Raw genomic sequence first — 12917 nt, forward strand, 5'->3', positions numbered from 1 at the left:
CGTGGCACCCATCAGCGCCCACGCCGCGCCCGAGGGAAAGGCTAGCACGGCCAGCGCGGCGCTGGCCCGCCCGGCCATTGCCCCGCCCGAACCGTGGGTCTTGCCGCCCGGCGCCGCGATCACGCCCACCGGCGCCGGCGCGCAAGGTGCCGCCACGATTGACCTGCTGATCGATGAGCAGGCCCGCCTGATCGATGGCGGCAGCAGCGTCTATCGCGCCAACCGCTTTCGCATTGCCACCACCCAGGGATTGGACGATGCCGCCCTGCAACTGAGCTGGGATCCGAGCCTCGAAACGCTGACGCTGCACCGCTATCGCATCCTGCGCGGCGATAGCGTGATCGACTTGCTGGGCGATGGCAGCACGCTTTCCGTGGTGCGCCGCGAAAAGAACCTCGAAGACGCGATGCTCGATGGCAAGCTGACCGCCACGCTCCAGCCCGATGACCTGCGCGTCGGCGATGTAATCGATGTGGCCTATACCCGCACGCGCCGCGATCCGGCGATCGGCGGCCGCGCCGAACTGGTGATGGGCCCGGCAGACGGTTTCCCGCTGGGCCACTATCGCCTGAGGATGACCTGGCCGGTGGGCCGCGCGGTGCAATGGCGCGCCTGGCCCGGCGTGGTGCAGCCCAAGCTGACGCGGCAGGGTGACACGATGGAACTGCTCGCCGAACCCAGCGACTTTTCCACCGAGCGGGCGCCCAGCGGCGCGCCCGCGCGCTTTGGTCTGGTCAACCTGGTGGAGCTGACCGAATTTGCCGATTGGCCCAGCGTCTCGCGCACCGGACACGCGCTGTTCGAGACGGCCGAAACGCTCAAACCCGATAGCCCGCTCAAGGCCGAGATCGCGCGCATTGCCGCCGCCAGCTCCGATCCGGTGCGCCGCGCCGAACTGGCCCTGGCCCTGGTGCAGGAACAGGTGCGCTATCTGTTCATCGGCATGAACGATGGCGGTTTCGTGCCCGCCCCGGCAGACCTGACGTGGCAGCGCCGCTTTGGCGATTGCAAGGGCAAGACCGCACTGCTGGTGGCACTGCTCAAGGGACTGGGCATCGCGGCACGGCCGGTCTTTGTCGATACCGACAGCGGCGATGCCGTGGCCGCGCGGCTGCCGGCGATGAACCTGTTCGATCACGTGCTGGTCGAGGCGCAGATCGGCGGGCGCAGCTATTGGCTGGACGGCACGCGCCAGGGCGATAGCCGGCTCGACCGGCTGGAAGTGCCGAATTACACCAGTGGCCTGCCCACCACGGCGCAAGGCAGCGGCTTGGTGGCGATGGTGCCGCCCGCGCCCAGCGCGCCGCAGGTGGTGACCAGCCTTGCGCTCGATGCCTCGGCCGGGGTGGAGGTGCCCGCCCCGGCGCGGGCGGAAATGCGCGCGCGCGGCGATACGGCGGCGCGCTGGCGGATGAAATATGCCGGCCTGGCCACGGCCGAGCGCGAACGCCAGCTGCGCAAGCTGTGGCGCGATGTCTATGATTTCGTTACCCCGCAAACCGTGACGGCCACTCTGGACGAGGCCAGCGGCGATTATGTGCTGGGCATGACCGGCACCGCCAAGATGGAGTGGACATCGAGCGGATCGATGCGCTGGTACGAACTCGATCGCGCGCGCGTAGGGTGGAAACCCGATGTGCAGCGCGAGGGCACCTTGCTGGCCGATGCGCCCTTTGCGTTTGATTATCCCGATTGGTGGGCCAACCACGAAACCGTGCGCCTGCCGCGTGGCGGCAAGGACTTTGCCCTGCAAGCGAGCGACGTGGATGAAACCGTGGGCGGCCTCTATGCCTTTCACCGTCGTGTGACGCTGAATGGCGACACGGTGACGATGGACAACGACACCCGCGCTCTCAAGGCCGAATTGCCCGCCGCCGATGCCGCCAAGGTGCGCGACCGCATGGCTGAGCTGGGCAACCATGGCCAGTTCATCCGCCTGCCCGCGATGTATGAAGCGACCGATGCCGACATGGCCGCCCTGGCCACTGACAAGCCGGCACTGGCCCATGCCTGGCTGGTGCGCGGCGCGGCGGCGTTTGACCGGGGCGACATGCCCGGCGCCATCGCCGGCCTGAATGCGACGCTGGCGGTCGATGCCAAGCAGCCCATCGCGCAAGGGCTGCTGGCCTTTGCCTATGCCAGCCAGGGCGATGCCCGCGCCACCGCGACGGCCGATGCCGCACTGGCGCTGGACGACAAATACGACATGGCCTGGGCGGCCAAGGGGCTGGTCGCGCTCAAGGCGCAGAAGATGGCCGATGCCATCGCTGCCTATGACCGCGCCATCGCGATCGATCCGCGCAACCCGCGCACTCTGGCCGGGCGAGCCAGCGCGCACCTGGCGATGGGCCAATATGGCCCGGCCCTGGCCGATACCGACGCCGCGCTTGTCCTCGCGCCCGATCTGCCGCTGCAGCCCGTGCGCGTGGTCGCGCTTTCGATGCTGGGCCGCACGACCGAGGCACTGGAGGGAGCCGACGCGCTGCTGGCCAAGAACCCCGACGCGCGCGACATGCGCCGCCTGCGCGCCGCCCTGCGCGCACAGGAGGGCGACCGCACCGGTGCCCTGGCCGATGCCGACTGGCTGGTGGCGCATGACGGCACGACGGCCGACCTGCTCACTCACGCTTCGATGCGGCCGGTGAGCGACAATGCCGGGCGCATGACCGACGTGACCGCCGCATTGAAGCGCGATCCCGACAATATCGATGCCCTGCTGCAACGCGCCGCCTTGGAGCGGGACGCTGCCGCCACTGACGCGATGACCGCCGATATCACCCACGCGGCCAAGCTCGCTCCCACCTCGCTCAAGGTGGCAGCCGCGCAGATGGACATGATGGCAGCGCAAGGCCGCAGCGCCGCCGCGCTGCAACTGGCCGGCACCACGCTGGCCGGCCATGCCCAAGACCCGGAGGCGCACAACCTGGTGTGCTGGTTCAAGGCCACGCACAACCTTGCGCTCGATAGCGCCGGCGGCGATTGCGACAACGCCCTGCGCCTCGCGCCGGGCCGCCCCGATTTCATCGACAGCCGGGGTTTCCTGCGCCTGCGCCAGGGTGACAACAAGGGCGCGATTGCCGACTATGACACCGCGCTGCGCATGGCGCCGACGCTGATCGCCTCGCTCTATGGGCGCGGGCTTGCCTATGCCCGCCTGGGCGAGCGCGACCGCGCGCTGGCCGATCTGTCCCGCGCGCGCAGCCTGTCACCGGGGGTGGACAAGACCTGGGCCGAATATGGCATGCAACTGCCGCCCGGATTCTGAGCGCCGCGCGCGCCATGTGCGGTGCGGACGAGGTCCAAGACCGGTGACGCGCCGGTTGCGGACATTCTGGCAGGACGGGCCACCAGAAAAGCGGGACCCCGGGTCAATGATTTGCGCCATGGCAATCAACCACCAATCCTTGCTCCCAACCCACACAATGGATCGACGCAGCGCGGATTGGCAGCGGCCTAATCCACCTGGCGCCACTCTCCGGGCGCGAGGCCATCGAGCGTCCAGGCGCCGATGGCCCAGCGCACCAGGCGCAACGTGGGGTGGCCCACGGCCGCCGTCATGCGCCGCACCTGGCGGTTGCGCCCTTCGCGCAGGGTCAGCTCCAGCCAGCAATCGGGCACGCTCTTGCGAAAGCGTACCGGCGGCACGCGCGGCCACAGCGCGGGCGGATCGATGCGGCGCACCCCGACCGGCAGCGTCATGCCGTCCTTGAGGCGTACGCCGCGCCGCAAGGCGGTGAGCGCCGCCTCGTCCGGCTCTCCCTCCACCTGCACCAGATAGGTCTTGGGCGCCTTGAACCGGGGATCGGCGATGCGCGCCTGCAGGCGGCCATCGTCGGTCAAAAGCAGCAGCCCCTCGCTATCGAGATCCAGCCGCCCGGCCGGATAGACGCCCGGCATGGTGATATGATCGGCCAGGGTGGGCCGCGCCGGGCCCGTGCTCTCGTTGGTGAACTGGCACAGGACGCCATAGGGCTTGTTGAACGCGATCAGGGCCATGGGTGCTCAATCCGCCCAATCGCTGTCATCATCTTCTTCCTCGCCATCATCGAAAGCGAGGGTGCCCTGGTCGATCAGCGCGGTCACCAGCGCGGCGGTGCCCGGCGCGCCGGCCAGGCCCGGATCGAGCAGCACCAGCGCCCCGCCGCACAATGCCTGGGCCAGGGCCACGTCGGCGCAGGGCCAGGCCTGGCCATCGGCAAACAGCAGCGTGCCGGCCCCCTCGCGGATATAGGCCAGGCGGTGGGCCGGATTGCGGCGCAGCGCCACGCCCTGCGCCAGCAGCGCGGCGACATCGGCCGGGTCTGCCGCCGTTTCGGGGCGCCAGTCGGTATCGGCGTATTTGGCCTGGGTGTTCATCTGGCCAAACCAGCGGGCAAAGGCCGCGCGATCGCCCAGCGCTTCCAGCGTCATGGCGTGCAGCCGGTCGAGCGCGGCCGGGGTGATCTCTCCGGGGTGATCCTGCAGGACAAGATCGGGATCGGCATAGCGATCGGCCTCGTGATCGGGCGCCGCTTCCAGTTGGTCGGCCACATGGGCGCCCCAGCCCTCCACCAGTTCGGCGCGCGAGGGGGCGCGGAACCCGATAGAATAGGTCATGCAATCATCGCCCAGCGCCACGCCATCGTGGGCAAAGCCGGGCGGGACATAGAGAATGTCGCCCGGTTCCAGCACCCAATCGCCAGTGGCGGCAAAATCCGCGATCAGGGCAAGATCGGCGTGCTGCTGGCGCGGCGTGGCGGCATCGCAGCGCGGCCCCACGCGCCAGCGCCGCCGGCCCAGTCCCTGGATCAGGAACACGTCATACTGGTCGAAATGCGGCCCCACCCCGGCCCCGTCGGTGGCATAGCTGATCATCACGTCATCGATCCGCCAATCGGGCACGAAGCGGAACGGCGCGATCAGATCGGCCACCTGCGGCACCTGCTGGTCCACTGCCTGGACCAGCAGCGTCCAGGGATCGGCGCCCAGGCTGGCAAAGCGGTCTTCGGGCAAGGGCCCGTGTTCCAGCACTGGCCCGCCCGCGCCGCGCACGATCAGGCGCGATTCCACCCCGGTTTCGCAGGCCAGGCCGGCCAGTTCATCGGGATCGAGCGGATTGTGCCACGCCCCCCACGGATTGCGGATCAGCAAGGGCTGCTTTTGCCAGGCAGTGGCGAGGAACCGGGCGATGTCGAAGTGGGCAAGGTGCATGGCGCCGCTCATGCGCCGATGCACCGCCCCTTGTCAAAAGGTGGCCCGTCACCCGGGCTGCCAAGCTTGAATTTGCCGTGCCGCCGTTCCATGCAGGGCCAGCAGGAGACGATATGGCCAAGCGCGCAAAAGCCGAACAGGCAGAGCCTTCAGAAGCAGTTATCGAACAATTGACCACCGGATCGGGCGCCCCCAGCAACGATCCCCGCGCGCTGGAAAAGGCGCTGGGCCTGCGCGTGCGCCAACTGCGCCGCCAGCAGGATCTGTCGGTGGCCGATCTGGCCACCGCCGCCGGGCTTTCCACCGGCATGCTCTCAAAGATCGAGAACGGGCAGATTTCCGCCTCGCTCACCTCGATCCACTCGCTTGCCCAGGCGCTCAGCGCGCCGATCTCGTCGCTGTTCGCCCTGGCCGAAGAGCGGCAGGACTGCTCGTTCGTGGCGGCCGGCGAAGGCGTGAAGATCGATCGGCGCGGCACCAAATCGGGCCACGTCTATCAATTGCTGGGCCACCTGATGCGCGGCGATCTGGTGATCGAACCCTATCTGATCACGCTGTCGGACCGGGCCAGCCCCTATACCAGCTTTTCCCACGCCGGGACGGAGCTGATCCACGTGCTGGAGGGCGAACTGTCCTATCGCCATGGCGACCGGCGCTATGACCTCAAGCCCGGCGACACGCTGCTGTTCGACAGCCAGGCCCAGCATGGTCCGGAAACCATGGGGCCGGGCACGATCCGCTATCTGTCGATCATCGCCTATCCGCGCGGGCAGGCGGGGGCCTGACGCACCCTCGCGCTGCTGGGATAACCGCCGGCAGGTTAGCCCAGTTCGCTGCGCAGCACGGCGATGTGTTCGGGCCCGATGCCGCAGCATCCGCCCAGGATCGTGGCGCCCTCGGCCGCCCAGGCGCGGGCAAAGGCGGCATAGCCCTGGGGCGTGAGATCGGCGCGGATCGGGCTCAGGCCATTGTTGGCTTCGGCATCGGCGCCCTGCGGCGGGAAGGCATTGGCATAGACGCCGATCGCCACCCCGCTGCCGGCCAAGGCGGCCTTGGCCTGGGCCACGGCGGCGGCCATCACTTCGGGCTGGCTGCAATTGAACAGCAGCGCCTGGGCGCCCAGCCGCAGGGCGGCGGCCGCAGCGGCTTCGACGCTTTCGCCCGAGCGCAGCTGCGGGGCTGCGGCCGGGTCTTCATCGGCCAAGGTGAACGAGAGCCACAGCGGCTTGCCCGTGGGCGCGATCAGATCGGCGACGAGTTCCGCCTCGGCAATCGCCGAAAGAGTTTCGGCCTGCCAGTGATCGACTTGCGGCGCCAGCGCGGTCACCAAGACCGACAGCACCGCGCGGCTGCGTTCCAGATCGATCAGGTCAGGGCGGTAAGACCCCGAGACCGGCGGCAGCGATCCGGCCACCTTCACGCCACGCGGCGCGGCATCGGCCACAGCGCGCGCCAGGCTGCCGGCCAGTGCCGCCCACTGCGCGCCATGGGCATCGAAGCGGTCCTGCCCGATGTGAAACGGCACCACGGCATAGCTGTTGGTGGTAATCACATCGGCCCCGGCATCGACATAGCGCTGATGCACCTGGGTCACGAAGTCAGGCGCCTCGATCAGCGCCAGGGCCGACCATTCGGGCTGGCGGAACGGCGCGCCGCAGCGCGCCAGCTCGCGGCCCGTGCCGCCATCAAGGATCACCAGGCTCACAGGTTCACCGTCAGGCGCAGGTAATACGATCCGCCGTTGATGCCATAGGGCGCAACGTGGGAATAGCGATCGTAGTTGAGCGCCTGGCCAATGTCGGTGGGGATCATGCGCGGGTGCACGTCGAACAGGTTGTTCGCGCCCACGCCCACGCGCACCTGCGGCGTGACGCGATAGCCGATGTCGAGATCGGTGATCACGCGCGCACCGGTATCGATGATGTAATAGGGCTCGGCATAGCCCTGCGCCTGGCGCGCATTGCTGTAGAACGTGTTGCGCAGTGTCAGATCCAACGGGCCGCTGCTCCATGCCGCGGCCAGCGAGGCTTTCCACGATGGCGTGGCGGTGGTGAGGTTGGTGCGCTGCACCGCATCGACCAGCGCCAGACCGGCGTCAGCCAGGACGGCAGGCGCAGCATGCACGCGGCGGATCGTGGTATCGACATAGGCAAGCCCCGCATCCCAGCGGACCGTGCCCAGCGCGCCGGCCGGCATCACCCAGCTGGCGGTCATGTCCACACCCTGCGTGCGGGTATCGACGCCATTGGTGAAGAACACCGCGCTGACATTGCCCGGATCGAGCCCGGCGGGGATCGTCGTGCCGTTGGCGGTAATCGCCGCCTGGGCCAGATCGCCATAGAGATAGGCGCTTTCAATGATCCGGTTCTTCACATCGATGCGATAGGCATCGACCGTGATCGACAGGCCGTGCACCGGCTCTGCCACAAAGCCCAGGCTGGCGCTGGTGGAGGTTTCCGGCTTGAGCGCGGGCGCGCCCAGCAGGTTGGCGCCGGGCGAGCCGAGCGGCAGCTGGATCGAGGCGTAGCCGGTGGTGACCGTGGTGGCCGAATAGTTCTGCTGCGCTAGGGTCGGCGCGTGGAACCCGGTGCTGACACTGCCGCGCAGGGCAAAGCGGTCGGTCACGTCATAGCGGCTGGCAAGCTTGCCGTTGAGGCGGCTGCCCACGCCGTTGTAATGCTCCCAGCGCAAGGCGCCCGAAAGCTCCCACGCCTTGACCGGGCGCAGCGTCAGGTCGGCATAGCCGGCCACGCTGTTGCGGTGCACGTTGGCCGCGTCGCTGGGGCGGAAGCCCGGAAACGCCTGAGGCCCGCCGCTGTAATACGAGGTCGGCTCGCCGGCACGGATCTCATAGGTTTCATAGCGGTTTTCCGCGCCGAACGCGAACGTCGCCGGACCGGCCAGCCCCAGGTCGAACTGGTGCTTCACATCGAGGTTGCTGGTCCATTCCGACGCGGCAAAGCCACCGACGTTGAAATCGGTCTGGGCATTGCCGGTGTCGGCCAGCAGATCGGGGTTGATCGTGCTGATATTGCGCAGCTTGACCGTGTCGCGGCCATAGGTGGACGAAAGGTCCACCGCCCAATCGCCGTGGCTCTTGATGCCGCCGGTCACGCTGAAATCGTGTTCGTTCAGCGTTTCCTGCGGGGTGAAGCCCTGGGGGTAGAGCGCATCGACCGCATCGGAAAACCAGCCGGGCTGGCGCGGGTTTTCATTGGCCCGTGCCTTGCGCCAGGCATAAGTGCCAAAGCTGTAGAAATCGAGGGTTTCGCCCAGCGGGCGGGTATAGTCATAGCCGCCGCTGACCACGACCGAGCGCGGCATGCCCTGCACCTTGGCCGGCTGCACGCCGCCGCTGTCGCCGCTGCGGTTGGTGAAATCCTGATAGCGATAGCCGGCCGACAGATGCAGCACGCCGCCATCCTTGAGAGCGACGCCCTTGTCGGCATTGGCCTGGATCGAGGTGCCATCGCCGGCATAGTACTTGCCGCCCTGCACCGAAACGCCGCCCGAATTGGCATCATCCTTGAGGATGACGTTGATCACCCCGGCGATGGCATCTGACCCATACTGTGCCGCCGCGCCATCGCGCAGCACTTCCACGCGGCCCACGGCGGCCAGCGGGATCATGTCGAGATCGACGACATTCGACCCTTGCGAGGGATCGCTATCGGCATAGATGCTGGACGAAAGGTGCCGGCGCTTGCCGTTGACCAGGATCAGCGTCTGGCTGGGCGACAGGCCGCGCAGCGCAAAGGTGCGCGCCAAGGCGCCCACGTCATAGCCCACGGCCGGGGCATTGAACGAAGGCAGCACGCTGCGCAGCGAATCGACCAGGTTGGACTGGCCCGTGGCCGTCAGGGTATCGGCCTTGACCACGTCGATCGGGGTGGCGCTCTGCCGGGCCAGGCGGCCGCTTTCGCGCGTGCCGGTGACGATGATGGCATCGCCGCTGGTGCCGATGTCGGCAGCCGGCGCATCGGTGGCTGGTGCCGGTGCCTGGGGCGCGGCCAGCGCCATGCTGCTGGCCGAGAGGCCAAGGGAGACCAGCGCCAAACGCAGCGGCGCGCGATAGGAAACGACGGAAAGTGCCACGAAAACCCCGGATCGGTTGGACGTCGGAAAAATCCACCTAATGACTTGAGTATTATTCGGTCAAATGAGCAGTTCAAAACATGCCAATCCTTGCACGGACTGTGGCAATCGCGCACTAGGTGCGCTGCTCGTGGCCCCCAGCCTGCGGAAAGTGCCTGCTTGACCGATCTGCCCCCTTCCAGCCCTGCCTCGTCCGGACACCGATCCTCAGGCCCGCGCGCCCATCTCCACGTCGGCCACGCCATGCTGGTGGCACTGGGGATGGTCATGTCGACCGACAGCCTCAAGACCGCGCCCACCGTGGCGGCCAATGCGCCGGGCGGGCACGTGCTGCTGCTGTGGGTAGCCGGCGCGCTGGTCACCATGGTGGGCGCGCTATGCTATGTCGAAATGGCGGCGGCCTTTCCGGATTCGGGCGGCGAATACAGTTTCCTGCGCCGGGCCTGGGGCGGGCGCGTGGCGGCGCTCTATGCCTGGTCGCGCTTTGCCATCATGCACACCGGCTGGATCGCGCTGATGGCGCATCTGCTGACCGACTATGCCAGCGCGCTGTGGCCGCTGGGCCATGCCGGGCGCACCGTGCTGGCGCTGGCGATCGTGGCGGCGCTCACCGCGCTCAACCTCGTGCATGTCAGGCTGGGTTTCCTCACCCAGGCACTGCTGGTGGCGCTGGTGGCGGCCGGCTTTGCCTGTGTTACTGCGGCCGGCCTGCTCGTGCCCGCGCCCGCCGCCGGCGCGCCGCTGGCTAGTGGCGGCAGCGTGGGCGTGGCGCTGATCTATGTGTTCCTGGCCTATGGCGGGTGGAGCGACATGGCGACGCTGTCGGGCGAGGTGCGCGGCGGGCGGCGGGCCATGCTGGTGGTGGTGATCGGCGCGCTCGCCCTGCTGATGCTGATCTATTGCGCGATGAACTGGGCGCTGCTGCGCGGGCTGGGGCCGGCGGGCCTGGCCGCCAGCACCGCGCCCGGCGCCGATCTGGCGCGCACCGCGTTCGGCCCGGCCGGCGCGTGGCTGACCGTGGGGATCGTGGCGATCTCGGCGATCAGCAGCATCAATTCCACGCTGATCGTGTGTTCGCGCGTCACCGCTTCTGCCGCGGCAGACCTGCCGGCACTGTCCGCGCTGGGCAACTGGCACGATGCGCGCGGCACGCCGGCGCGCGCCACGCTGGCGGTGGGCGGGTTTTCCCTGCTGCTGACGGCAGTATCGGGCCTGTCGCAAAGCGGCTTTGGCGCCATGGTCGATTACATGACGCCGGTCTATTGGCTGTTCGTGATCCTGGGCATGGCCGCGCTGATCCGCCTGCGCCGCACCATGAAGGCGCACGACTGGCCGGTGCGAACGCCGCTGTTCCCGCTGTTTCCGCTGGCCTTCATGGCGCTGTCGGCCGCCATGCTGTGGTCTTCGCTCACCCAGCTGGGGCCGGGTGCCTTGGCCGGGGCCGCCGTTCTGCTGCTGGGCCTGGTGCTGGGCCAACTGGTGCAGCGGCGCGGGAGGACTGCCCAAGCCGTCCAACAAAGCTGAACAATTCGACCAGCCTTATCGGTATTTCCTTGAATAGCTGCGCGCTTTAAACCGGCCTCACAGCCCGTCACGGGCGCCAGCTTTGGGAACACCGCCATGACCATCCGCACCCCCGATGTGCCGGGCATCGAATTTGCCCTCCTGCCCCCGGTTCGCGATCTGGGCGAAGGCTTCAAGGTCCGCCGCGCGCTGCCTTCGGCCCACCGTCGCATGGTCGGGCCGTTCATCTTCTTTGACCAGATGGGCCCGGCCGCCTTTGCCGGTGGCGAAGGGCTCGACGTGCGCCCGCACCCGCATATCGGCCTCGCCACGGTGACCTATCTGGTGGAAGGCGAAATCCTGCACCGCGATTCGCTCGGCTCGGTCCAGGCGATCCGTCCCGGCGAGGTCAACTGGATGACCGCCGGGCGCGGCATCACCCATTCCGAACGCACCGGCCCGGAAATGCGCAGCAGCGGCGGCCCGCTGTTCGGCCTGCAGGCCTGGGTTGCCCTGCCCACCCATGCCGAGGAAACCGATCCCGCCTTTGCCCACCACAAGGCGGATGAAATCCCCACAGGCGAGGTCGATGGCACCCGCCTGACGCTGATCGCCGGGCAGGTTGATGGCCTGACCTCGCCGGTCAAGACCCTGTCGGATCTGGTCTATGCCGAACTGGTGATAGCGCCGGGCGGACGCTATCGCGTCGCGGCCGATCACGTGGAGCGGGCGCTCTATGTCGTGAGTGGCGAAATCAGCGTGGGCGGCCAGACCGGCGGCTTCGCCACCAGCGAGCTGATCGTGCTCAAGCCCGGCGCCGAAGTGGTGATCGAAAGCACGACCGGCGCGCGGGTAATGCTGATGGGCGGCGAACCGTTTCCCGAAAAGCGCCACATCTTCTGGAACTTCGTCTCGTCGCGGCCCGATCGCCTGGAACAGGCCAAGGCAGACTGGAAGGAAGACCGCTTTGCCCATGTTCCCGAAGAGCACGAGTTCATTCCGCTGCCCGAATAAGTGGCTGTGACGCAAAAGCCACAGCAGAAACACAGCAATACTTCGTTGCATAAGGGAAAAGGAACAGACAGCATCGCAGCCTAACCCCGGTCATCTCGGCGCAACCTGCTGCCGGAGATGGCCGGGCTTTCCCTTGCCATCGTCCGAGACGGGCAGGCGCCGAGACGCAGGCGGAACCGTTTCTCGATGACCGTGAGGGAAGGACAGTTCCGATGATTCAACGCTCTGCACGCCGCCGGGCCGGCCGTATCGCCTTGGCCGCCACGCTGGCCGGCGCATCCATGGCCCTGGCCAGCGCGGCCAAGGCGGAAGACACCGCGCCGCCTTCGGCCATCACCATTTCCGGCAGCGCCGCCGTGGTGACCGACTATCGCCTGCGCGGCGTGTCGCAATCCAACAACGGCTTTGCCCTGCAGGCCGGCGTCACCATCGCCCATGAAAGCGGCTTCTACGTCGGCACCTGGGGCTCCAACCTGGCCGGCTGGGGCACGTTCGGTGGCCCCAACCTGGAACTCGACGCGATCGGCGGCTTCAAAAAGTCGTTCGGCCCGGCCACGCTCGACGTTGGCCTGACCTGGTATATGTATCCGGGCGGCGCGGCCAAGACCGACTTTGCCGAACCCTTCGTCAAGCTGTCGGGCACTGTCGGCCCGGTCTCGGCACTGGCCGGCGTGGCCTATGCGCCCAAGCAGCAGGCGCTGGGTCAGTGGTATGATTCGGGCGCCAGCTACGTCGCCGGCACGCCCGAACATCCCGGTGCCAAGAACGACAACCTCTATGTCTGGGGCGATGTGAGCGGCGCAATCCCGACTACCCCGGTCACGCTCAAGGCCCACCTCGGCTATTCCAAGGGCAATCCCGGCCTCGGCCCCAATGGCACCAGCGTGGCGCCGACCGGTTCCTATGCCGATTGGCTGCTGGGCGCCGACCTGGCGCTGGGCAAGGTGGTACTGGGCATTGCCTATATCGACACCAACATCAGCGATGCCGATGCCGCCTATCTGCGGCCCAACTTCACCAAGTATCAGGTCCAGGACGGCGCCTCGATCTCGTCCTCGCGCGTGGTGCTGTCGGCCACGGTCAACTTCTAACCCGCCCTTTCCACCAGGTACGCA

General features: G+C 67.9%; 9 protein-coding genes. 5 read left to right on the forward strand and 4 right to left on the reverse strand.

What is annotated here, in order from left to right; genetic code table 11:
- The first annotated feature begins 1 nt into the window (after position 1).
- Entirely contained in the window at positions 2-3265 is a 3264-nt protein-coding gene (locus tag SCA01S_RS16915; RefSeq protein ID WP_245652731.1) for a DUF3857 domain-containing protein, read from the forward strand.
- 188 nt (positions 3266-3453) lie between these two features.
- Here the strand turns inward: SCA01S_RS16915 and SCA01S_RS16920 are convergent, their stop codons facing one another.
- Positions 3454-3996, reverse strand: a complete 543-nt coding sequence (locus SCA01S_RS16920) for a pseudouridine synthase (protein WP_062787736.1) — start codon at positions 3994-3996, stop codon at positions 3454-3456.
- A gap of 6 nt (positions 3997-4002) precedes the next feature.
- Positions 4003-5190, reverse strand: coding sequence for a cupin domain-containing protein (locus SCA01S_RS16925; protein WP_062787820.1), 1188 nt, complete (start codon positions 5188-5190; stop codon positions 4003-4005).
- Between the two features lie 113 nt (positions 5191-5303).
- Between SCA01S_RS16925 and SCA01S_RS16930 the strand changes: the two genes are divergently transcribed.
- Complete coding sequence (locus tag SCA01S_RS16930) at positions 5304-5975, forward strand: helix-turn-helix domain-containing protein (RefSeq protein ID WP_022675447.1); 672 nt, start codon at positions 5304-5306, stop codon at positions 5973-5975.
- Between the two features lie 35 nt (positions 5976-6010).
- On the opposite strand, the gene SCA01S_RS16935 is transcribed toward SCA01S_RS16930, so the two are convergent.
- Both SCA01S_RS16935 and SCA01S_RS22730 read right to left on the reverse strand, forming a co-directional pair.
- A complete protein-coding gene (locus SCA01S_RS16935) occupies positions 6011-6895 on the reverse strand; it encodes a homocysteine S-methyltransferase family protein (RefSeq protein ID WP_062787737.1) in 885 nt (294 codons plus the stop codon).
- Positions 6892-9285, reverse strand: a complete 2394-nt coding sequence (locus SCA01S_RS22730) for a TonB-dependent receptor plug domain-containing protein (protein ID WP_062787739.1) — start codon at positions 9283-9285, stop codon at positions 6892-6894. Before SCA01S_RS22730 ends, SCA01S_RS16935 begins: the two co-directional genes overlap by 4 nt.
- A 159-nt stretch (positions 9286-9444) precedes the next feature.
- Here SCA01S_RS22730 and SCA01S_RS16945 point away from each other — a divergent pair, with 159 nt between their 5' ends.
- The 3 genes from SCA01S_RS16945 (at position 9445) to SCA01S_RS16955 (ending at position 12893) form a co-directional block, all read left to right on the forward strand.
- Positions 9445-10809 carry an APC family permease gene (locus tag SCA01S_RS16945; RefSeq protein WP_245652733.1) on the forward strand — a complete coding sequence of 455 codons (1365 nt, stop codon included), beginning with the start codon at positions 9445-9447 and terminating at the stop codon, positions 10807-10809.
- A 96-nt stretch (positions 10810-10905) separates the two neighbouring features.
- The gene (locus tag SCA01S_RS16950; protein WP_062787743.1) at positions 10906-11802 is read left to right on the forward strand and encodes a pirin family protein; all 897 of its coding nucleotides are present in this window, start codon (positions 10906-10908) and stop codon (positions 11800-11802) included.
- Positions 11803-12014: 212 nt separating this feature from the next.
- Complete coding sequence (locus SCA01S_RS16955) at positions 12015-12893, forward strand: TorF family putative porin (RefSeq protein ID WP_062787745.1); 879 nt, start codon at positions 12015-12017, stop codon at positions 12891-12893.
- Positions 12894-12917 lie beyond the last annotated feature (24 nt).

It is taken from the genome of Novosphingobium capsulatum NBRC 12533, assembly GCF_001598375.1.
GTDB lineage: Bacteria > Pseudomonadota > Alphaproteobacteria > Sphingomonadales > Sphingomonadaceae > Novosphingobium > Novosphingobium capsulatum.

What these genes read in the sequence shown, in the direction of transcription:
- SCA01S_RS16920 (WP_062787736.1), bottom strand. Translation starts at nt 3,996, where the DNA reads ATGGCCCTGATCGCGTTCAACAAGCCCTATGGCGTCCTGTGCCAGTTC.
- SCA01S_RS16925 (WP_062787820.1), bottom strand. Translation starts at nt 5,190, where the DNA reads ATGCACCTTGCCCACTTCGACATCGCCCGGTTCCTCGCCACTGCCTGG.
- SCA01S_RS16930 (WP_022675447.1), top strand. Translation starts at nt 5,304, where the DNA reads ATGGCCAAGCGCGCAAAAGCCGAACAGGCAGAGCCTTCAGAAGCAGTT.
- SCA01S_RS16950 (WP_062787743.1), top strand. Translation starts at nt 10,906, where the DNA reads ATGACCATCCGCACCCCCGATGTGCCGGGCATCGAATTTGCCCTCCTG.
- SCA01S_RS16955 (WP_062787745.1), top strand. Translation starts at nt 12,015, where the DNA reads ATGATTCAACGCTCTGCACGCCGCCGGGCCGGCCGTATCGCCTTGGCC.